Origin of the sequence: Haladaptatus sp. SPP-AMP-3, assembly GCF_049568665.1 — an archaeon.
GTDB lineage: Archaea > Halobacteriota > Halobacteria > Halobacteriales > Haladaptataceae > Haladaptatus > Haladaptatus paucihalophilus.
The window spans coordinates 345,977-368,291 of sequence record NZ_CP145902.1 but is presented as its reverse complement, the minus strand read 5'-3'; the positions used below and the strand labels follow the sequence as shown (position 1 = coordinate 368,291).

Sequence of the window (22,315 nt, the reverse complement as noted above, 5' to 3'; positions counted from 1 at the left end):
AAGGGCGGTGAAATTCTTCCGGTATAGAATTGTTTGTACTGGGTGAGTCCAATAGATGCCATACACTATCCTGTTATCTTCGAAATGCGTCCTCAAAACATCGACTCATCTGCGTAATATTGCGAAACCACTGTAATTAAGAATTTATTTGCGATAATTAACATAATATGATTGAAAAATAGTAATCTTACTGGTTTCATACCAAAATAGTTCTTGTATTTAAAATATAGATGGTTGATGTTGGATCACCTTGATGGGGCAGAATTGTGCATATAATCCAATATCGGTGGTTCGATAACGACATACGCAATTGTTGAATCGACGCTAGTGGGCGTCGAATTGGGAAGTCGCAACGGGGACGACCGGTAAAACGGACGGCACGCGGAATCACCGCACGAAGCGGCCAGAATATTACAAATATAGTGTTGTAATGGAATGTTTCGTGAAAACTCGCGTCCGACGACTGGACGGGTCGAGGAGGCGATTCGGTGGCTGTAGACCGAACAGTAGCTGGTTCGTCGACATCGATACGGAAACAGAAACGCACGCCGAGCGAGTCCCGGTGTCGACTCGTCCGACCTGCTACGGGAATTATCCCAAATTCGGCGTGTCAGAACTCCGATCCGCCATGTTGATGTTCACCTCGATGACGTTGGCGGTGCTCGTGACCATCTCCGGAATCGTCTCCTGGAACTGCGTTCCTTTCATCCGACTCGTCGGTGCGGAGACGCTCAACGCCCCGAGGACGCTCCCGTCGCGGTCCTTTATCGGCGCACCGACCGCCCGCAGTCCCTCGACTTCCTCCTCGTCGTTGTAGGAGTAGCCTCGCTCGCGCGTCTCGGCGAGTTCCTCACGGAGTTCGTCCCGGTCGGTGATGGTGTTCCCCGTCTTGCCCGGTAGCCCGTGAAAGTCGATTATCTCCGCGGTTCTCTCCGGCGGGAGTTGCGACAGTATCGCCTTTCCCGTTGCCGAGGAGTGTAGATAGTCAGGCTTCTGTAACTTCGACGTCTGGTACTTATCTCCGACTGCCTTCTCTCCCCGTACTTTGAACAAGCTGATTCGAAGACCGTGTTGCTCGGTCGAGAGGTGGGCGTACTCGTTGGTCTGTTTGGCCAACTTCTCGATTTCTTTCTTCCCCGCTTCGTAGAGAATGTGCTGGTTGCGGACGAACTCACCGAGGAGCAGGAACTGGAGACTGAGTTCGTACGCGTTGCCGTTCTTGACGACGAGACCCGTTTGTCGAAGTGTTGCAAGATGGTTGTACATCGTGGTCTTGGAGACGTCGAGGTGGTCCACGAGATCGTCGACGGTCGCGTTGCCTAACTCCTCCAGAGCCCGTATCACGTTCACCGCCGTCACGACGGTACTCAACGTCCGCGACGGCGACCCCTGATTCGGTAGCTTGCTCATACTCCTCCTGTGCAAACGACCGTTATAATTGTTTGTATATCTTGCAATTTGTCGACAAGGGCCGTACGTGGCGTGTTCACTAGCACTTGGTCGTTCGGTCATCCCATTATCGAGCGGCGATACCGAACTCTGGGGACGACCCGTGATGAAAGGAGCGCGACCTTCAGCGCCGCCGCGGGGCCGGTCGGCGTACCGGTCTCGAACGCGAACGATTGAATTAGGGAGCCACCTGGTGAAACGACCCGGTTCGTCCCGTCTCGACACCGATTGCAACCATTTACAGCCGTCCGATGTGGCACCCGTCGTCGGATACGACGTTCGTTTGCGCGAGTATTAGCTAGCCAACCGCGCGAGCGTCGTCGCAAGCACGTCGGTCGCTGCGGCGCAATCGTCCCAGTCGGTCCATTCGAGCGGGTTGTGCGACAGGCCGTTCCGAGAGGGGGCGAACAGGAGCACGGTGTCGGTCACGGACGAGACGTTTGCAGTATCGTGCATTGCAGCGGAGTGCATCTTCTGCGGGATGATATCACACGCCTCTGCTGCACCCACCGCCGCTTCGACACATCGGTCGGCCATCCGACTGGGTTGCTGGTCGCGGTACCGGTCGAATTCGGTTCGAACCGGCGCATCGCGTTCGAGGCGCGAGAGCGACTGACGGGCGCGGTCCGCGAGCACGTTCATCGACTCGTACTCGACGTCGCGGATGTCCATGTGGAGTTCGACGTGTCCGGGTACGATGTTGCGAGCGTTCGGCGTGACGTCGCACCGCCCCACCGTTCCGACAGCCGTCGGACTGATCGAGGTGACCACGTCTTCCGCGGCGCGACGAAAGTCGACCACGAACTCGCTCGCGGTCGTGAACGCGTCGGACCGTTGGTACATGGGCGTCGCACCTGCGTGGTCCGCCTCACCGACGACCTCGACCCTGCAGTTCGTGATGCCGGTGATGGCGTCCACGACGCCGACTTGCGTTTCCGCCGATTCTAACGTGGTTCCCTGTTCCACGTGTAGTTCCGCCCACGCTGACCAATCGCTCGCGCGAATTTCGTCGTCGCCCGCGAAACCGACGTTCTGCAGATGCGTCTCGAGCGTGCGTCCCTCCTTGTCAGTGAGCGACAGCGCCTCCCCGGGCGTCCGAACGCCGGTTGCGACGGACGACCCGAGCAACCCCAACGAGAACCGCGCACCCTCTTCCTCGGTGAACGAGACGACCTCGACCGGCCGCTTGAGGTCCGCGTCCGAAGCCTGCAGCGTCCTGACGGCTTCGAGCGCCGCGTAGACGCCGAGCGGCCCGTCGAAGATGCCGCCCTCGGGAACGGAATCGAGGTGGCTCCCGGCCGCGACGGGTGCGGCGTCGGGGTTTGCCCCCTCCGGCGTCCACCGGCCGACGATGTTTCCAACCGCGTCGACGGACACCGAGAGTCCGGCGTCCGTGAGCCGCGAAACGAAGTATTCCCGCGCGCGTCGGTCCGCGTCGCTTCCCGTGAGTACTGTCCTGCCGTGTCCTTCGTCGACGTCGATGGCGCCGAACTGGCCGTTACGTTCGATGTCGCGACGAAGGCGTTCCTGGTCAACCTGCATACCTCCGCTCAATCGAAATGGGGGGTAATAAACGCAGTGCATCGGTGGAAAAACAGCGCGAGCGGTCGGTTTCCATCGAGACTCGGTGACCCCCTCGCTAACGGTACAGCTGCTCTGAACCCGCAATCGACGGCAAATCGAGCATCTAAGTGCCGCGACTAGAGCGTGCGAACGGTTCGAGCGACGACATCGACCCCGATGTCGAGTGAGTCCTCGTCGATGTCGAACCGCGCCGTGTGGTGGCCGTACGGGTTGCTCGCGCCGATACCGATATAGGTCGCTTCACCGCCGTTCTCCTGCACGCGGCGGATGAGGTACGACGCGTCCTCGCTCCCGCCCATATCGGCGCGGTCGACGACGGTTGAGACGGCATCGAGGTCGGCCGCAGCGTCGGCAACGGCGTCGACCATCACATCGTCGGCCGTGAACGTCGTCGTCTTCCCGTAGAGACCGGTTTGCAGTTCTACGTCGTGCATTCCGGCCGCGTGCTCGACGACGCGGCGCGCTTTTTCGAGCATGTAGTCGTTCAACTCCGCGGACCCGCCGCGAACCTCGACGCGCATCTGGACCTCCTCGGCGACGATGTTCTGCGGATTCGGCGAGTGGACCTTCCCGACGTTGATTCGGGTCGCGCCGTCGGAGTGGCGAGGGATGGCGTAGAGGTTCTGAATCGCCGTCGTCGCGGCCTGTAACGCGTTTCGTCCCTCGTTCGGCGCGTTCCCCGCGTGACTCGGGGCTCCCTCGAACGTCACGTCGAGTTTCGCGTTCGACAGCGGGTGTTCGTACGCCGCGACGACCATTCCCGTCTCGTTACCGAGTCCGAGGTGAAGCGCGAGGAAGTACTCGACGTCGGCGAGGTGGTCCGTCTCGCTCATCGGTTTCCCGCCCCGGCCTCCTTCCTCCGCGGGTTGGAAGAACAGCTTCAACGTCCCGTCGAAACCGCCGTTCTCGTCGAATTCACGCGCGATACCGAGGCCGATGGCGGTGTGGCCGTCGTGGCCGCACGCGTGCATCTCGTTCGGGTGCGTGCTCCCGAACCCGTCCCGTGCGGGGCGGTGGTCGTCGTCGGTGGCCTCGCTGCGTTCGAGCGCGTCCATATCGACCCGGACGCCGACGGTCGGTCCCGTCCCGTCTCCGTACGTCTTTTCGGCGACAAGTCCGGTGATGTCGTCCATCCGTTCGAGGTACGACTCCGGCGCACCCTTCTCGCGGGCACGAGCGACCGCGTTTGCGATGTCGGCTTCGTCCGGGACGCCGAGTCGAGCGTCCTCGTCAACGGCGTCCGCGCCGAGGTGAAGGGTGTAGTCGCGGTCGTCGAGTTCGTGTGCGATGAGCGCTGTCGTGCGAAACTCCTTCCACCCCGATTCGGGATTCGCGTGTAAGTCTCTGCGTAGCTCTCGTAGGGTGAGCGGTCTGGCGTCTGCCATGGCCCTACAACAAAGGTGGACTATTAAACTACTATGGGAACAGGTAATCGTAACAGAAAGTACCGGAACACGAGTGTCGCCGTCAACAAAACAGTTATATAATATATCTCCATGTGCTAAGGTAGACCACACCAAAAGGTGTGTTTCGAAGCAGGTAAGAGTAGATATGGAAGAAGACGACATAATCGAATACAATCTGAACAGACGGCAGTTCGTCGGCGTCGCTGGCGTACTGGCTGGAACGGCGCTAGCGGGATGTTCCGGAAAGACGGACGACGACGGCGGTGACGGCGACGGTGGTGGCGGTGGTGGCGGTGGCGGCAACGGCAAGAAGACCCGGTTGAACGTCGCCATCTCCGCGGAAGTGTGGAACTTCGACCCCGCGCTCTGGACGGACACCGCCACGAGCACCGTCGGTGGCCTCATCTTCGACGAGGTCATCGAACTGACCCCCGACGAGAAGTTGAAGCCCGGCCTCGTGACGGAAGTCCCGGAACCGAAGAACGGCGGGAAAGCGTTCGAGTACACGCTCCGCGACGGTGTCACGTTCCACAACGGTGACGACGTGACCATCGAGGACTTCAAGTACTCCGTCGATTGGATTCTGAACCCCGATAACAACTCTCCGGTCAAGAGCCGGATGCCGTTCGTGGAGAGCAGCGAAATCGTCGGCGACCGGACGCTCAGGCTGAACACGTCGAAATCGTTCGGCACGCTCAACTGGTGGCTCACCCGGAGTCTCGAAGGAATCGTCCCGAAGGGGTCGCGCGGCGAGACCAAAGACGGAAAGGGTCCGAGCGGTCTCTCGACGAATCTCACGAACGACCCGGGCGGTGCGGGCACTGGACCGTACGAGTTCGTCGAGTGGAAGAGCGGGAGTCACGTCCTGTTGAAGAAAAACGAGAACTACTGGAAGGACGGCATCCCGTCGGTCGACGAGGTCAAGTTCAACTTCATCGGAGAGAACTCCACGCGCCTCGCCAACCTTCGCTCGGGCACGATAGACCTCACGGACAAGGTTCCGCCGAAGGACTTCTCGGGGCTGAAAGGCCAGCCCGACATCACGGCGGAGTCGGTTCCCGGCAACCTCACGCAGGTGCTCTACGTGAACCTCATGGAAGCGGAGGGCAACCCGATGAGCAACGTCCACAACCGACGCGCGGTGCTGTACGGCATCGACGGCGACGAGATTCTGGACGAAATCTTCCACGGACAGGGCGTCGTCCAGAAGGGGCCGTGGTACCCCGACAGCGAGTGGACGTCGCCGAAGCTCAAGAAGATGGAGCTCTACGACCCGAAGAAGGCCCGCACGGAACTCGAGAAGGCCGGAAACGCCGACGGATTCGAGTTGGACATCATCGCCACCAAGGGCTCGTGGTTCAAGGACGAAGCGATCGTCATCCAGGAGCAGTTGTCCAACATCGGCATCGACGTGAGCGTCACCGCCGTGGACAAGTCGACCCTGTTCGACCAAGTCTACGGCACGAACAAGTGGCACGCCGCCATGGAAGACTGGGGCCAGTCGATTCCGGTCGTGACGTCCTGGCTGGAGTCCGGCTACGCGGACAACAACCACAACCACAACAACTGGCACCACCCGTCGGACGACCTGATGGACATCTACGCTCCGAGCGGACCCGAACCGCCAGCGGACGCCAAAGGCGACTACTCGAACGGACACGAGTGGTACGTCGCACAGCTGCGCGAGGCGCAGGCCGCGACGGACAAAGAAACGCAGAAAGAGATCGTCTACCGGCTCCAGGAGTACCTCGTCGAGCACGCGATTCAGATCGACATCGCGTACGTGAACAAGCTCGAAGCGTGGCGCAACTCGGTCAGCAACTACGACATCGGCACGTTCGTCGACGAGTACCGGAACATCGAGGTCGGCGAGTAAACGCACACCAACCATGATATCCGATTCAGAGGAAGTGAATGAATGAATCCACATAGAACTGCCACGGAGGTGATCGGGCGATGAGCATGGGACGCTACGTCGCAAAACGCCTGCTGCTGACGATACCAGTCCTGCTCGGCGTCAGCGTCGTGGTGTTCGCGCTGGTTCACCTCGCGCCGGGCGGCCCCGTTCGCGTGATGCTCGGGCCGCTCCAAAACGAAAAGCTCGTCAACCAGATTCGACACGATATGGGACTGGATAAACCGGTGTACGTCCAGTACGGGTTGTGGATGGTCGATGCCGTACAGGGAGACTTCGGAACGTCCTGGACCGTCCAACAGGGAGCGCCGGTGACGGACCTCATCGTGGAACGACTGCCGCTGACGGTCGAACTGTCGATACTCAGCATGATAATGGCGATACTCATCGCCATTCCGACCGGCATCATCAGCGCCGTTCGCCAGGACCGAATCGAGGACCACGCGGCGCGCATCGCCGCGTTGACCGGCATCTCCATCCCCGATTTCTGGCTGGGGATCATCCTCATCATGGTGTTCGCGGTCCAGTTTTCCTTCCCGTGGGCGACGGGCGGGTGGACGCCGCCGTGGGTCGACCCGGTAGCGAACCTTCAGCAGTTGATACTGCCCGTTATCACGCTCGGGACGGCCTACTCCGCGCTCATCGCGCGGATGATGCGCTCCGAGATGCTCGATACGCTCAACCAAGACTACATCAAAACCGCGAAGGCAATGGGAATCAGCGGCCGCGAAGTGATACTGAAAGACGCCTCCAAGAACGCGCTCATCCCGGTCGTCACCGTCATCGGCGTCGGTCTCGGACAGCTGATGAACGGGGCGATTCTGACGGAGACCGTGTTCAATCTGCCGGGCGTCGGAAAGCTCCTGATACTCGCCATCGACCGGCGGGATTACCGCGTCATCCAGGCGCTCATCCTGTTCATCTCGATGGTGTTCGTCTTCGCGAACCTCGCGGTCGACGTACTGTACGCCTACCTCGACCCCCGAATCCGATACGACGGGAGGAACTGATATGGCAACGAAAGACCACGCAGAGACGGACACGCTCGACGCTGGGTCGGCCCCCGGAACGCACCACTCGCAGTTCCAGATGTTCTGGAAGGAGTTTCGGCGCAACAAGCTGTCGATGATCGGCGGTGCGATAATCGGCACGATGGTTCTCCTCGCGTTGTTCGCTCCCTACGTCGCCCCGCACGACCCGACCGTACAGTTCGAGGCCCCCGAGGGCGAGCACAACCCGATGCCGATGGGTACCACGATGATCGTCGAAAACGACAACGGCGACGCGGTCGGAACGATGACCGCGTACCTCGGGACGGACCATCACGGCCGCGACATCCTGTCGCGCATCCTCTACGGTTTGCGTACCCTGATGACGGTGTCGCTCGGCGTCGTCTTCTTCGCCATGCTCATCGGCGTGAGCGCGGGTGCGATAGCCGGGTACTACCGGAACTCGTGGATCGACGAGATAATCATGCGGTTCATGGATATCCTCTTCTCGTTCCCGAGCCTCATCCTCGCCATCGCGGTGCTGGGCGTGTTGGGCGTCGGGGAGACGGAGTACGGGTCGTTCGTGCTCCCGAATCTGCTGAAGATAATCATCGTCATCGGCGTCGTCTACATTCCGAGTTTCGCCCGCGTCATGCGCGGCTCCGTGCTCAAGGAGATGGAAGAGGATTACATCGACGCCGCCAAGGCGCTCGGGGCGAGCGACCGACACATCCTCGTGAAGGACATCGCGGTGAACACGCTGCCCACCGTCGTCGTCCAGGGCACGCTGTACATGGGAACGGCCGTGCTGGCGAGCGCCGCGCTGTCGTTCCTCGGCCTCGGTATCCAACCCCCGAAGGCGAGTCTCGGGTTGATGCTGTCGAACGCCCGCGGCTACCTCTACAGCGGCGAGTGGTGGTACTCGGTGTTCCCGGGTGCGGTCATCGTGCTCACCATCCTCGGCTTCAACCTGCTCGGTGACGGACTCCGCGACGCACTCGACCCGCGATACACGGAGGAGACGAGAGAATGAGCGACCCGATACTATCGGTTCGCAACCTCGTCACTCGGTTCTACACGGACGAGGGAACGGTGAAAGCCGTCGACGGCTCCTCGTTCGACCTCCACGAGGGCGAAACCCTCGGCATCGTCGGCGAGAGCGGGTCCGGAAAGAGCGTCACCGCGCTCTCCGTGATGCGACTCATCGACGACCCCGGCCGCATCGAGAACGGAAGCGTCCGCTACAACGGCGACGACCTGTTGGAGAAGAGCGAAGCGGAGATGCGCGCGATACGCGGCAACGAGATATCAATGATGTTCCAGGACCCGATGACGAGTTTGAACCCGGTGTTCACCATCGGCGAACAGATCCGTCGCGTCATTCTGCGGCATCAGGACGTCTCGAAGCAAGAAGCACACGAGCGGACCATCTCGCTCATGACGGACGTGGGCATCCCGGAACCGGAGGCTCGCGTCGACAGCTATCCGCACCAGTTCTCCGGCGGGATGCGCCAGCGCGCGCTGCTCGCGATGGCCATCTCCTGCGAACCGGACATACTCATCGCGGACGAACCGACGACGGCGCTCGACGTGACCATCGAGGCACAGATATTCGAGGTGCTCGACGACCTCCAGGAGAAGTACGGGATGAGCATCATCCTCATCACGCACGACCTCGGCGTCGTCGCCGGGACGTGCGACCGGGTTGCGGTCGCGTACGGCGGTCGAATCGTCGAGCGCGCGGACGTGGACGACCTCTTCGAGAACCCGCGTCACCCCTACACGCGCGGGCTGATGCGTTCGCTGCCGACGCTGCGGGGAGAGATGGACCGACTGGTCCCCGTCAAGGGCGACGTGCCGAACCTCGCCGCCCTGCCGTCCGGGTGTTCGTTCCATCCGCGATGTCCGCACGCGACGGACGCGTGTCGCGAGTACGACCCGGAACTGCGGTCGGTCGAACCGAACCGCGAGGCCGCCTGCATCCACGCCCGCGGATACGGCCCGATATCGAAAGAGACGGGAACCGCTCCACGTACCGAGGCCGCCACCGATGGAGGGGTGATCGATGACTGACGCCCCGCTGGTGGAAGTGAGCGGCCTGCGCAAGCACTTCGTCCAGAACGACGGACTTATCGACCGCCTGATGGGCGCAGAGGAGCGCATCAAGGCCGTCGATGGCGTCGATTTCGAAATCGAACGCGGCGAGACGCTCGGTCTCGTCGGCGAATCCGGAAGCGGAAAGTCCACGACGGCGCGGTCGCTCCTGCGCCTCGACGAGCCGACGGCGGGGACGGTTCGCTACGACGGAACCGACCTCACCGAGCTGTCCGCGGGCGAAATGAAGGCGATGCGAAAGCGAATTCAGATGGTGTTTCAGGACCCGGCGTCGAGTCTCAACCGTCGAAAGACCATCTCGCAGCTCCTCAAACAGCCGATGGAGATCCACGGACTGTACGAGGGCGAGCGCGACGAGCGCGTAGACGAACTGATGGAAACGGTCGGTCTCCCGCCACAGTTCTCCAATCGGTATCCGCACGAGTTCTCGGGCGGTCAGCGCCAGCGCGTCGGTATCGCCCGCGCGCTCGCGGTCGACCCGGAGTTCATCGTCGCCGACGAACCCGTTTCGGCGCTCGACGTCTCCATCCAGGCCCAGATACTCAACTTGCTGATGGACCTCCAAGACGAGTTGGACTTGACCATCCTGTTCATCGCCCACGACCTGAGCGTCATCCGCCACTTCTGTGACCGCGTGGCGGTCATGTACCTCGGCAAAATCGTGGAGGTGGCGGACGGAGCGGACCTCTTCGAGAGTCCGCAACACCCGTACACGAAATCGCTCCTTCGCGCGATTCCGGAACCGGATCCGGCCCTCGCCCGCACGCGAACCGCACTGGAGGGAGAGGTCCCCTCGCCGCTCGACCCCCCGAGTGGCTGTTCGTTCCACTCCCGCTGTCCGAACGCTACCGAGGAGTGCATGGCGACTGACCCGCCGCTGGAGGCGATCTCCGGGGCGAACGACGGCCACGAAGCGGCCTGCATCCACGTCGACGAGTTCGAGTACGGAACGGGATTCGTCGCCGAGGAAGCGGTCGTGGACGAGCGATTCAGTATCGAAGGTTTCGACCACGCCGACGAACCGGTCGCGGACGGCGGCCGGTCGGATAACGGATGAACGTCGCGCTGAAGCCGTTGATTCGGCTCGCCGTCACGTTCGCCATCGTGTGGTTCTACAGCGCCTTGCTCACGCCACTCGATGCCGGGCTTCGTTTCATCGCCATCGTCGTGCTCGCCATCCCGACGTGGCTCGTCGTGAGTCGGGCGCTCTTCGCGGACGACGACTGGTCACCGTTCCGGTTCCGCCGCGACGCGAAGTGACCGGAAACAGACCCGAACGGCCGTTCGGGTCAGGGGAAATCGTCGCGCTACTACTTACACGATGAAAATCCCGTCCGAGTGGCACTGCATAGTTCCCGTCGTCGAACGCTGGCTCGGAACTCGTTTCTCACGGAAGTTCGCGAGTTCGGTATTCTGCTCCGAGTGTGGTATTTGCTATGTTTGCAACACAAAATCCCTCGATCATATGACTTCAGTGAGGTGGGATCGAGCCTCATCAATCGCATCTACTCGGCCAAGGAGGGTTACCACATCACCACGTTCGAGGGTAGTATCCGGCATCGGAACGAGTCGCTCTCCGTTTTTCTTGAGCAGTCCGACAATACATCCCTCGGGTAGATCGAGCTCTGCGATGGTAGTTCCAATCGCCGCTTGATCGCTCACAGTCACATCGGAGACGTCCCTGTCGTCGGCGAACTCGGACAGCCACGGGAACATCCCGGGTCGTATCATCATGTTGTCCATCGTGTACGCCGTCGCTAGAATCGGCGAAACCGTCCGAACTCCGAGATCCTCGAAGGCGTCACGGTTTTCGGGATCGTTCACCTGTGCAACGAGATCGTCGACCCCAAACCGGGTTCGGGCGGTTTGGCACGTCAAGATGTTCTGGTCGTCGCTACCTGTTGTCGCAGCGACTTTCGTTGCGTTCTCGATGCCCGCCTCCTTGAGGATGGCGGCTTTCGTTCCGTTGCCGTGGACTACCGAGTAGCCATCTCGCCGAAGCTCCGCAACCGTTGCATCATCGCGTTCGACAATGACGGGGTTTTCGCCGCGCTGTTCGAGTCTGTCTGCTAACGTGCGGCCGGTACGGCCGCCACCGATGATGAGTATTTTCATTGGAATGATATCGAGACGTTCGGCAAGAAATCGAGCACTCCCCGCTTGGACGACGACAGTCACGAGGATGACGAGGAACACAACACTGACGACACTGCTCGCGTTTGGAACGCCCTCAGCTGCCAGCTCGAGCGAGAATAGCGTTGCTACGGATGCTGGGACGATTCCACGGGGCCCGACGAAAGAGATGAACAACCGTTCGTTGGGTGTGAACGATGCCCGCCGCGTGGCGAGCCAGACCCCGAGCGGGCGCACGATGTACGCTGTGACGAGAACCACGGCTAATCCTCCGATGCCAAGCGCGAATAGATCCTCAATCGTGAGCAGCGCAGCGAGCAACAGGTAGACCACCCCCAATACGACGACTGTGATGTCGTCTTTAAACTCGGAAACAGCCTCGTGGTACGGGATGTTTGCGTTTCCAAGGAGGATTCCAGCAACGGCGACCGACACGATGCCTGCTTCCGAGGCGAGGCTGTCAGCGATGGCGAATGATAGCAGAGCCGTCGCCAATGCCGTAATACGGGAGTGTTGTGGGGATTCACTCAAATAGCGCAGCACGTACGCTGACAACGCTGCTATGGCGGTGCCGACGATGACACCGAGTCCGATTCGCGAGAGGAACTCGGTGAGGACGGACTGCTGAACCGATCCTCCAACTAGCGGGAAACCGTGTCCAAGCGCCACAACCTCGAACAGTACGGCCGCGAGAACAGCCGCGACGACATCGTTGACGATACCTTCGATTTCGAGAATTGCGCGAACGTTCTCCCGCACGTCCACTTGGTCGAGAATCGGTGTAATTACCGTCGGACCAGTTGCTACAAGCAGGGCCGAAATAACGAGCGAAAGACTCCACTGCAGGCCGAGGAAGATGTGTATTGCAACGCCGAGCCCTACGAGCGTGATTGCGGAGCCGATAGTCACGAGTCGAAGCGTCGATGCGGGGGCTTGCCGTAACGTATCGACGTCGAGGTTGAACGCTCCTTCAAAGACGATTATCGCTACGGAGAGGGAAACGAGTGTCGAGAGCGAACCGCCGAACAGTTGGGGATCTATCAGTCCGAACCCTTCAGGGCCAAAGAGAATACCGGCACCGAGTAGAAATACCACGCTGGGGATGCTGTAGCGATCACCGATTAACTTCGAGGCGACACCGAGGCCGATCACGAGCGCCGCTACCAGCAATAGTTCCGAGGCCACGGTCAGTACCTCCCTCTCGGTGATGCTTGGATACACAATGCGAAACGCGAATCGATGATGGCATTTCCAGTCAAGAAGTGGACATCGTTGCTGTTCGAGAGTACCGCCTTGACGACAGGTGTTGTCTCCGATAAGAGCATCATAGTAATCCGGTTCTAATTGGGCATGGTACTGAATGGTCGTTCGGTAAGCATGAGCGATTTTAGAATGTAGATATCGATAGTGGCTTCGAGAAGGTGTGTAGTCGCACCGGAGAAGCTCTGGCCACTTTCGCTATCCACGTTAATTTACAGGATCGGCGGTGTTTAGTCGGCTGCTTGGCCCCCATCGACGGGGAGGGTGTATCCTGTGATGTACGAAGCATCGGACGAGCAGAGGAATGCCACTACGCTGGCCATCTCCTCTGGCTCTGCAACCCGTCCCATCGGAACGTCGGTCATCGCTGACGTGTCGAACGGCATCGATGTCGGGTCACTACCGCTTTCCACCGAGTTGGCCTGAATGTTCGTTTTCGTCGGACCCGGTGCAATCGCATTGACTCGAATGCCTCGAGTAGCATACTCAAGGGCGGCTGTTTTCGTTAACCCGACGACACCGTGTTTGCTAGCAGAATAGCTAGCGAGTCCGCCCATTCCAACCAGCCCTGCCTCGGAAGCGGTATTTACGATTACACCGCTTCCCTGTTCTTCCATGACCGGAAGTTCGGCTTTCATGCACGCCCAAATGCCTTTTAGATTGATGTCGAGGAGTTTATCCCAGTGTTTCTCTTCGATGTCGGTTATTCCCACGAAACCGGTGAGGATTCCCGCATTATTGTGGGCGATGTCGAGGCTGCCGTACGTATCGACCGCCACATCGACCATCTGCTCAACTGACTCGACGTCGGAGACATCCACTTCGACAAACGTCGCGTCACCGCCATCGTCTTCGATCAGATCGACTGTCTCACGTCCGGTCTCTTCGACCACGTCCGCGATAACGACGTTTGCTCCCTCCTCCGCGAGACGCCGTGCCGAGGCGCGCCCGATTCCGGACCCGGCCCCCGTTACGACGGCCGTTTTCCCGTCTAATCCGTTCATAGGTCACCTCCGTAGTTAGACGTGAACGAATCGTCCACGAGTGCGGCCCTATCCGAGGTGAACACCTCGTGGTCGCCGAGCACGCAATCGATGTCCTCGTCCCGAAAGAGGCCCCAACGCTGTCGCTCTTCGTTGAAATGGACGGGGGAGTTGTGTCGCATTTCAACGTACCGTTCGAACGGCTCCGGTCGCCCGCTTTGGCTCGGCATCGCTTTCGGAAGCTTGCCATTTTCCACGGTCGAATCTGATAACGACATAGTTGAATGAACGTTCGGTAAGCTATAGGCTTTTTGGTTCATTCGCGCCGGTAATGTCGATTCTCTGGAATGATCGCGGAGCGAGCGTATCTCTATCGGTGGAAAAAAGGCGAGTGTTACAGGGCGTAACCCTCAATGCAGTTTACCATCATCGCTTCATCAGATCCGTATTGAGGTATGAAGATAATGCAACGCGAACTGCTGCGGGTGCGTTTTCTCGATTGGTCGTTGCCCGATTATACATTACGCCGCTAATAGTAGCAAATATGTGTTCCGCAACACGCGTAGAATCGACGTTCCGAAACTCACCTTCGTCAATCCCTCGATTGATTATCCTTTCGAGGTGGTCTACAATTCGGTTATCGATTTCCGTAAACTGCTTACGGAACTTCTCGTCCATCACTGCTTGTGAACGAAGCTCAACCATTGCGGCTCGTAACTGGCTTTCATCGTCACCAAGTCGAAACGGAAGAAGGGTCTCTATGAATTGTTCAAGCTCTTGGCTAGGGCCTTCGTCATTATTCGTATAGATGTTCGATTCTAACTGATCGGTTACGTACTCCAGAAACGATAGCAAGAGATCCTCTTTCGAGTCGTAATGATAATACAGAGAGGCTTTCGACTGGTCCAATTCGGAGGCTATCCGCGAAATAGAGAGCTGTGCGTATCCATATCGAAGGAGTGCACGGTGCGTTGCTTCCATAATTCGTTCTTCGGATGTACTCCACTCTCTTTCAGATGAATCCGTTGTCATCATTTCGCCCACGCTTTCATCGGCATCACTTTTTCCTCTATCTACTGAATGGGCATTTGGTGGCAAAAATACTTCGCTGAAAGGGCGCGAGGGAGATTATTTATCGATGATCTGCAACTGCTGTTCATGAACTCGAGGAGAAATCCGTACCGTTCGATTCAACGATGTATCCGCGTTTGTCAGCACGCTGAAAGCGGATTTCGGGTGGCACTTTCACTGAACGCTCGGTAAATAACCTCTGAAAAATCGGAATTCCGAATCCAACATGCGAATTCCAAGCGGCCGTGGATCAGTTGAACGACAGTGTGTCGAGTGAACACTGGCGTAACAGGTCTCCAAACCCGCTGTTAGGTTCTATCTCTCGAGATAGCAGGGGAGGGATTTGAGACCGAACGGAGTAGCTTGGGGAGACAGATCCGAGAGATCCGGTTCGATGACTTCGAATCGATTAAGAAGCCTCTCGAGTGCAATATCTGCTTCTAGCCGAGCGAGGGGTGCCCCTAAGCAGATATGGATTCCCCCTCCGAATGCGATATGACGGTTCGGTTTTCGCTCGGGGCGGAACTCCTCAGGTGCATCGAACGTTGCTGGGTCATGATTTGCAGATCCGTTCCACGCGACGACCATTTCACCTTCCCCGATTTCCTTGCCGCCGATCTCCACGGGTCGCGTCGTTCTTCGCGTGAGTGACTGTGCGGGCGACCGGTAGCGAAGGACCTCCTCGATCGCTTGTTTTCGATCAATTGCCCCCGAACGGATATCATCGAATAGATCGAACTCTTCGAAACACCAGAGGGCGTTCGTGATGAGGTTGATCGTCGTGACGTTCCCCGCGACGAGAATGCCATGGCAAAATGTAACTTTCTCTTTGTGACTCAGGTCGTCATTTGTCGCGGCAATAGTAATTAGGTCGTTACCGTCCCCGTCGGTACGTTCCGTAATTAGTTCCGAGAAATATTGGTTCATCTCTCGGATCGCCGTCTCCTGCTCTTCAGGAGTTATCTCGTCCTCCCCCTCAGTTCGGGGAGGTACACGCAAGGAAGCATCGGACCATTCGATGAACTGTTCGTAGTCTTCTATAGGGAGTCCAAGCGACTCCGCGATAACAGTGACTGGATACGGGTGCGCGAACTCCGAGATAATATCGACATTTCCCGGCTCGATATCGTCGATAAGTTTGTCAGCGATTTCTTCGAAACGTGTTCGTTTTTCTCTCAGCGTGCGAGGGGAGAACCAACTACTCGCGAAATTGCGGAGACGACCGTGTTCGGGCGGGTTCTCTGTAAACATCGACTTCCCTTCAGTGTTACTGCCAAAAGTAGTAGTGTACGTATCATGGTCGCGAAGGATGGAGTTGACATCTTCGTAGCGGAATACATCCCATCGGTTACGCTCTTCATCGTATCGCACGGGTTGCTCTCGACGCATCTCGGCGTACCAACTAGGTCGATGGAGCTGTGCCTCATCAGTGGACAGTTCTTCGGGGAGTGGCTGATGTAGTGGATCTTGAATCACACCGTCTTGGTCTGAGGACGCCATATTATTTACTGAACGTTCGGTAGAATATTAATCTGTTGGCTAATCTAACAGTTAACTAACTAATCGGGCGACGATTTACCGGACACGTAGATCAGACGACCCGTTCATAACGAGTTCTACTCTCTGGTTGCGGGTTTTCGTGGTGGGACACGAGCATTCTCTTCAGAAACGGCGTCGTCGCAGTCCTACCTCGGTGAAACAGTTCTACTGTCACGGTGTCGTGGCCACACTGAGCGACGAATATAACACACAATTGAGCTTCTTTTCTCCTCGTGTTGTATTAGTTTCAGGATTTTGACTCACATCACCTAGGGGTGACCGGTAGGCCTTTCACTCGTTGCAAGATTCGCCGTCCGACCACCTGTCCTCGGCCTTGACCGGAGCAATAGCACGGGCCAGTTGCTCGTCAGTATAGTCGTGATCCTCCAACTTCATACTCCGGAGACGCCATCGGCGACTGAGTTCCGGTTCCACTTCAGGGCCGACCCGGGCCCCGTGCGTTCTGAAGAAGGCACCGCCGCGCCCCCGTTTCTTTCCTTCGTACGTATGCTGGTCGAACGCGACGTCGTACTTCCCATCTATTTCGAGATCGTCCGCTGGATGGTCAAATCGCGGTTCGCGTCCCTCTTCGTACGCGGTGGCTCGTTCGGCCGATAGCTCGCTAAAGTAATCGTCCACATGTGCGGACTCGCGCGAAGAGGTCGCCCTAGCCGCCGCTAGCGCAGCGTGCACCGCACACAGCCGCCCCCGCCAAGAATCTTCCGTCCAGCGCTCACGCGCCAATTCCTCGTACCGGTCTATCGTGAGTGCCACTTCGTGACCGGCCCGTAGGTCCTCGACCACGTACAAGTTGATACGATCCCAAAAATTCCATGCGTAGCCGGACCGCACAAGCTCCCAGGCAGCCCACGCCGCGGTCTCCTCGTCAGAACGTCTGACCGCCTTCTGAAGCAAGCTGGAAACGGTATATCGGTTCACCCCGGACTTGGTCTCGTTCTCGCCGCACTCGTCGCCGAAATCGTTCGTCGTCGCTCCCGTCCGGTCGTCAGTCTCGTTTGTCGCTTCGTCGTCGGTTCGCAACTCCCCATCCGAGCCGAACGTGGCCTGTTTCTTCTCGTCCATACGAAGGTCTCACGTCTAGCGGATAAAATAGGTGGGCGAATCGAGCTCCGACGACCGGATGAGATTCACTGAATGATACAGAACATCGCGCGAAATCTTGGTCTCACCTATCGCGTCCCAAATTTGATAGTACGAATGGGTCCAGACGAGACGTCGCCACTCATCTCACTTGTGCAAGATGCACTTGAAGCACCCGGGAGCGATCCCACCGGTGATGAATCCGCCTCCGAGCAAGCGTATGCCGTTCTAGCTGCGAAAGAAGCCCTCGAGCGGCCTGCTACCGAAGATATCATCGAACGGCTGTACAGTAAGGGCCACCTTTACTCAGTCGAGGGGAAACTCCGACTCACCGATTACGAGGAAGAGTGAACACGATATAGTCTTCGCTCTAGTTGCGGATGGGGTTTCGACTACCGTTGCGGTGTGGTCCGAGTGGTTCGTAAACGAGGACGGTATTGTTGCTGCGAACGGTAACGAGATAGTTTTCGATCGTGAATCGGACCTCGACACCACTTTCTTTTGTTTTACTTGCCTCGATAATCTCTTCGAGCGCATCCGGATTCACGTGCTGGTACAGACTGAGTGAGGTCTGGCCGTCGGGTGGCTTCAGCGTATCAACAATCGTTTCGATCAAACTCACTGTCAACGATTGCTCTGGATCAATCGACCGAGTCGCTATCAACGCGTATTGTGGTGGAGTAGTTGAGTCTACAGATGTGCTTTCGTTTTCGAACCAGTGTGTCGTTTCGACGGGCGCTGGGTTGCTCGACATACTTTCTATTCGTGCTCGACCTATTTGAGTAACACCTGCTTACCTTCAAAACCGCTTGAGACTGGTTCATCGCCCCGAATTGGATACCCAAGGGAGCATCGATCGAATACTAAAATCAATTTTTGTGCTTCCGGTACTTGCTTTATCCTCCCGACCGTTGGTCTAGATGCGTTCGCACGGCCTCCCACAGACACACATTGTCTGGCGCCATCACACAGACAACCTTCCATACCGACTGCCTGTGAACGCACGCCCCGCACTCCGCCCGATTTTTCTTCGCATCGCCTGTCTCCTAGCTACTTCGGTCAGTGGTTTCTATGGTGGAGGTGCTGATTTTTGGATAGTAGAATCGGAAGCAGACAAAGTATGAAGAATTCTATCGTCGCAATCGGTCTTCTCGGAGGGAAACTACCTTCTGTGGCAATGCATGGTGATGGGATTTTTTCGACAGCACGTGCTGCTCTCGGTGACCATCCTGCCATTATCCGGGTTGCTATCGTTGATGAACGCGTAAGTTTTCGGCACGACTTCGAGCATGCGCACCTACTTTCAGTCGACTTCCAGGATGGTCCCCATCGGAGTGGTCTCGTAGGTGACGTCGAACGCCTTGAGGGCGTCGATGGCCTTCGCGAGATGGTATACTTTCATACACGACCGCGTCACATACACATTCAAATAATTGTACCCTCTGTTTCTGGCTATGGACTGTGAGACACTCACACAGGCACTCGAATATGCGGATTTGACCTCTTACCAGGCGGATGCCTATCTCACACTACTCGAGATGGGTGTCTCACCGGCTATCGAAATCGGGCGTGAGAGTGGCGTTCCTGTCTCTCAGGTCTACGAAGTCCTCCGTGACCTCGAGTCGAAGGGGTACGTCGAAACGATCGAACGTGAGAAGCTCTATATCCGTCCCTGTGACCCCGACGTATCGATGACGGATTTGGAGGCCAGAGGCGAACTCCTTCACGATGCTGCCGAAGAGATACGTGAGCGATATCGTCAGCCCAAACGCGTCGATGCTCGAATCGGTGTCACGAAGCGCGTGGAGACTGCCGTCGAGAACGCCCAGATACTTATCGACGATGCCGACACCGTCATCGAAGTCGCGGGAACCTACGAACAACTACAGCAACTCCTTCCGACATTTCAAGCGGCTCGCGACCGTGGCGTTGTCGTCCGCGCTGTCGCCTACGTCCACGATGGACAGACGGCACCGAAGGACTTCGACCCGACCGGCGCGCTCTCTGAACTTCGGGTTTGTTCTATCCCCGGACCGTTTCTCGTCGTCATCGATCGCCACCGAACTTGTTTCGCACCAAATACGCGGTCAGACGAGGCGTATGGCGTCCTTGTCAACGATCGTATTCTCCCGTTCGTTTTTCACTGGTATTACCTCACCTGTCTCTGGAACCCCTATCACCGGATCTACATCGACGAATCGGAGCAGTTTACCTACGTCACCATTGAAGAGTTCATTCGCGACTGTTATCGGCTGTACGAGGATGGCTACGATCTGCAGGTGGTCGTTGACGGAGTCGATCTCGGGACAGAGGTAGAGACGACGCTCGAAGGAACCGTGACGGATATCTCGTTTCTCGGTGACGAGCGACAGCCGACGCGACTAACGCTCTCTGACCTCGGGTCGCACGCAACCGTCACGCTCGATATGGGCGAGGAAACCGTCGTCGTCGGTGGCTGGGGTGCCGTCTTCGAGGATGTCGAGTTACGAACGGCCTCACTGGTCGGTCTCCAGACGGGGGAGACGCCGCCCATCGAGTGACCGCTCGAAAAAAGAAGTGTATGGTGTACTCAGTTGCCGTTGACCGCGACAAGCGACGTCTCCAGCAACTCACACCGCAGCGAAATCGGGCCCGCCTCGAAGCGACTGGTCCCGTCCGGACGGACGACATCGAAGACGTCAGACGAGACCTCGAACTCTACGGTCGTCTCTTCGCCTTCGTCGAGCGCGACGCGCTGGAACCCGACGAGTTCCTCGACCGGCGTGACCACCGAGGAGTAATCTCGACCGCCGAATAGTTGGACGACCTCCTCTCCTGTACGACCTCCGGTGTTGGCGAGCGTCACTGAGACGCGCACCGAGGAGTCTTCGCGGACTGTTTCGCTGGCAACCGAGAGGTCACGGTACTCGAAGTGGGAATAACTAAGCCCGTGGCCGAACGCGAACAGCGGGTCGTACGACGGCAGGTGTTCGTCGGGGCCGATGGGGTACGGATGCGGGAGGTAGTTGTGACGGACTGGCAGTTGGCCCTCCGAACGCGGAACCGAAATAGGGAGCTTCCCACTGGGGTTGTGCTCGCCGAAGAGCGTCTCGGCGACGGCTTGTCCGCCCTCAGCACCGGGATAGTACGCCTGGAGGATGGCATCGACGTGTTCGGCCGCCCACGAAATCGCGAGCGGGCGGCCGGTGACGAGCACGAGCGCCGTCGGTGTCCCAGTTTCCAAGACGGCTTCGAGCAACTTGCGCTGGGCGTCCGGCAGGGAGAGTTGTGCTCGGTTGGGAAACCGCTCGGTCGGGCCGTTCACGCCCTGCGGGCCGAACTCGTGGAGATACCAGTTTTCGCCGAGGACAACTACGGCTTCGTCGGCGTCTCTCGCGGCGGCGACTGCCGCGTCGATGTCGTCCGGTTCGTCGATACCCGACCCACGCTCGTAGGTCACGGTCGTCCCGGCAGAGACGAGTCCTTCGATTCCCTCACGGACAGTCGTGCCGTCAAGTTCGTGCTCCTCCTTGAGGCTCCAGCCACCTACCTGATTGACGAGACTGTCGGCGTTCGGACCAGTGATGAGTATCTCATCGGTATCTGGGTCGAACGGAAGGCAGTCACCGTCGTTCTTCAGAAGCGTCATCGACTCCCGAGCCGCGTCGAGGGCAATTCCGTGTTGTCTATCGCTGTTGAGCGTCTCTGCGGACTCTTCGGCGTCGACGAAGGGGTCCTCGAACAGCCCAAGGTCGGACTTGAGTTGGAGGACGCGCCGGACGGACTCGTCAACGGCTGACTCGTCGACTGCACCTGATTCGACGAGCGAGACGAGGTGGTCGATATGGTCGACCTCGCCGAGTGAGTGGACGTCGACGCCGGCGGTGAACGACCGCTTGACGGAATCCTTCTGGTTTTCGGCGACGCCGTGGTTCTGATGGAGCATGTTGATGCCGTTCCAGTCGGAAGCGACGTAGCCCTCGAAACCGAGTTCGTCTCGGAGAACCTCCGAGAGCCAGTAGTGAGAGCCGTGTGAGGGCTCGCCGTTGATGGAGTTATAGCTCGGCATTACCCCTTCGACGCCTTCGGCAAGCACCGTCTCGAACGGGGGGAGGAAGTCGCGGTACAGCGATGAGACCGATTTATCGACCGGGGACGCGTCCTCGCCGCGTTCCGGTTCGCCGTAGGCCGGGAAGTGCTTCGCCATGGCGGCGACATCCACTGGTGCGTCGTGGATACCACGGGCTTTCGCCGACGCGAGTTCGCCGGTGAGGTACGGTGACTCACCGAAGGTCTCGAACGTCCGTCCCCAACGAGGGTCGCGGGCGACGTCGCAGGTGGGGCCGTAGGTAAGATTCGACCCGGTGGCGGCGACTTCGGTCGCGGTGACGGTTCCGACCTGTTCTGCGAGACCACGGTCACGGGCGGCCGCGATGGCCATATTATGCGGGAACACGGTGGTGTCCTCGACGTAGGCGTGGCCGTGGATGGCGTCGACAGGAATGAGAATCGGGATTCCCAGCCGGGTTTCCTCGCGGGCGACTCGTTGGAGTTCGTTTGCGATTTCCACGACTCGCGCTGAGTCTCGATGTGGTGATGCACCGTACCCAAACGGGGTAACGAATCCGATACCGTGCTCGCGGACCATCTCTTCGGCGTCGTCGACGGTCCGGGTTTCGTCCATCGTCCCGACGTAGGTGCCGGCGAGTTGGGCGGCCTTCTCGTGGAGCGTCATTTCCTCGAGGAGGGTCCCTATATCGTCGTCTATCTGCGTCATCTGCTTTTTCTGAA

General features: G+C 58.6%; 19 protein-coding genes. 8 read left to right on the top strand and 11 right to left on the bottom strand.

Annotated features, from left to right (window positions below; genetic code table 11):
- Positions 1 to 591: 591 nt before the first annotated feature.
- The 3 genes from V5735_RS24590 to V5735_RS24580 form a co-directional block, all read right to left on the bottom strand.
- Entirely contained in the window at positions 592 to 1,410 is an 819-nt protein-coding gene (locus V5735_RS24590) for an IclR family transcriptional regulator (RefSeq protein ID WP_423747370.1), read from the bottom strand.
- A gap of 333 nt (positions 1,411 to 1,743) precedes the next feature.
- Positions 1,744 to 2,991 (bottom strand): M20 family metallo-hydrolase, encoded by a 1,248-nt coding sequence (locus V5735_RS24585; protein WP_423747369.1) that lies wholly within the window; start codon positions 2,989 to 2,991, stop codon positions 1,744 to 1,746.
- 158 nt (positions 2,992 to 3,149) lie between these two features.
- The gene (locus V5735_RS24580) at positions 3,150 to 4,418 is read right to left on the bottom strand and encodes an amidohydrolase (RefSeq protein ID WP_423747368.1); all 1,269 of its coding nucleotides are present in this window, start codon (positions 4,416 to 4,418) and stop codon (positions 3,150 to 3,152) included.
- A gap of 166 nt (positions 4,419 to 4,584) precedes the next feature.
- Between V5735_RS24580 and V5735_RS24575 the strand changes: the two genes are divergently transcribed.
- The 6 genes from V5735_RS24575 (at position 4,585) to V5735_RS24550 (ending at position 10,718) form a co-directional block, all read left to right on the top strand.
- Positions 4,585 to 6,315, top strand: a complete 1,731-nt coding sequence (locus tag V5735_RS24575; protein ID WP_423747367.1) for an ABC transporter substrate-binding protein — start codon at positions 4,585 to 4,587, stop codon at positions 6,313 to 6,315.
- Between the two features lie 86 nt (positions 6,316 to 6,401).
- Positions 6,402 to 7,364: an ABC transporter permease gene (locus V5735_RS24570; RefSeq protein WP_423747586.1), complete on the top strand. Its 963-nt coding sequence runs from the start codon at positions 6,402 to 6,404 to the stop codon at positions 7,362 to 7,364.
- Between the two features lies 1 nt (position 7,365).
- A complete protein-coding gene (locus V5735_RS24565) occupies positions 7,366 to 8,376 on the top strand; it encodes an ABC transporter permease (RefSeq protein WP_423747366.1) in 1,011 nt (336 codons plus the stop codon).
- Positions 8,373 to 9,416 carry an ABC transporter ATP-binding protein gene (locus tag V5735_RS24560; protein WP_423747365.1) on the top strand — a complete coding sequence of 348 codons (1,044 nt, stop codon included), beginning with the start codon at positions 8,373 to 8,375 and terminating at the stop codon, positions 9,414 to 9,416. The genes V5735_RS24565 and V5735_RS24560 overlap by 4 nt, the downstream gene beginning before the upstream one ends.
- On the top strand, positions 9,409 to 10,515 hold the full coding sequence (locus V5735_RS24555; RefSeq protein WP_423747364.1) for an ABC transporter ATP-binding protein: 1,107 nt from the start codon (positions 9,409 to 9,411) through the stop codon (positions 10,513 to 10,515). Before V5735_RS24560 ends, V5735_RS24555 begins: the two co-directional genes overlap by 8 nt.
- On the top strand, positions 10,512 to 10,718 hold the full coding sequence (locus V5735_RS24550; RefSeq protein ID WP_423747363.1) for a hypothetical protein: 207 nt from the start codon (positions 10,512 to 10,514) through the stop codon (positions 10,716 to 10,718). The genes V5735_RS24555 and V5735_RS24550 overlap by 4 nt, the downstream gene beginning before the upstream one ends.
- 201 nt (positions 10,719 to 10,919) lie before the next feature.
- Here the strand turns inward: V5735_RS24550 and V5735_RS24545 are convergent, their stop codons facing one another.
- From V5735_RS24545 to V5735_RS24520, 6 genes are all read right to left on the bottom strand, one after another.
- A complete protein-coding gene (locus tag V5735_RS24545; protein ID WP_423747362.1) occupies positions 10,920 to 12,776 on the bottom strand; it encodes a cation:proton antiporter in 1,857 nt (618 codons plus the stop codon).
- Between the two features lie 305 nt (positions 12,777 to 13,081).
- A complete protein-coding gene (locus tag V5735_RS24540; protein WP_423747361.1) occupies positions 13,082 to 13,855 on the bottom strand; it encodes an SDR family NAD(P)-dependent oxidoreductase in 774 nt (257 codons plus the stop codon).
- Complete coding sequence (locus tag V5735_RS24535) at positions 13,852 to 14,091, bottom strand: hypothetical protein (protein WP_423747360.1); 240 nt, start codon at positions 14,089 to 14,091, stop codon at positions 13,852 to 13,854. The genes V5735_RS24540 and V5735_RS24535 overlap by 4 nt, the downstream gene beginning before the upstream one ends.
- Positions 14,092 to 14,260: 169 nt before the next feature.
- Positions 14,261 to 14,866, bottom strand: coding sequence for a TetR/AcrR family transcriptional regulator (locus V5735_RS24530; protein ID WP_423747359.1), 606 nt, complete (start codon positions 14,864 to 14,866; stop codon positions 14,261 to 14,263).
- Positions 14,867 to 15,220: 354 nt separating this feature from the next.
- Positions 15,221 to 16,405: a cytochrome P450 gene (locus V5735_RS24525; protein ID WP_423747358.1), complete on the bottom strand. Its 1,185-nt coding sequence runs from the start codon at positions 16,403 to 16,405 to the stop codon at positions 15,221 to 15,223.
- A 330-nt stretch (positions 16,406 to 16,735) separates the two neighbouring features.
- Positions 16,736 to 17,527: a hypothetical protein gene (locus tag V5735_RS24520; RefSeq protein WP_423747357.1), complete on the bottom strand. Its 792-nt coding sequence runs from the start codon at positions 17,525 to 17,527 to the stop codon at positions 16,736 to 16,738.
- A 135-nt stretch (positions 17,528 to 17,662) separates the two neighbouring features.
- Here V5735_RS24520 and V5735_RS24515 point away from each other — a divergent pair, with 135 nt between their 5' ends.
- Complete coding sequence (locus tag V5735_RS24515) at positions 17,663 to 17,896, top strand: hypothetical protein (protein ID WP_423747356.1); 234 nt, start codon at positions 17,663 to 17,665, stop codon at positions 17,894 to 17,896.
- A gap of 19 nt (positions 17,897 to 17,915) precedes the next feature.
- Here V5735_RS24515 and V5735_RS24510 read toward each other — a convergent pair whose 3' ends face one another.
- Positions 17,916 to 18,299 (bottom strand): HalOD1 output domain-containing protein, encoded by a 384-nt coding sequence (locus tag V5735_RS24510; protein ID WP_423747355.1) that lies wholly within the window; start codon positions 18,297 to 18,299, stop codon positions 17,916 to 17,918.
- Between the two features lie 700 nt (positions 18,300 to 18,999).
- Here V5735_RS24510 and V5735_RS24505 point away from each other — a divergent pair.
- On the top strand, positions 19,000 to 20,085 hold the full coding sequence (locus tag V5735_RS24505) for a TrmB family transcriptional regulator (RefSeq protein ID WP_423747354.1): 1,086 nt from the start codon (positions 19,000 to 19,002) through the stop codon (positions 20,083 to 20,085).
- Between the two features lie 29 nt (positions 20,086 to 20,114).
- Here V5735_RS24505 and V5735_RS24500 read toward each other — a convergent pair whose 3' ends face one another.
- Complete coding sequence (locus V5735_RS24500; protein ID WP_423747353.1) at positions 20,115 to 22,301, bottom strand: glycoside hydrolase family 3 N-terminal domain-containing protein; 2,187 nt, start codon at positions 22,299 to 22,301, stop codon at positions 20,115 to 20,117.
- Between the last annotated feature and the right edge of the window lie 14 nt (positions 22,302 to 22,315).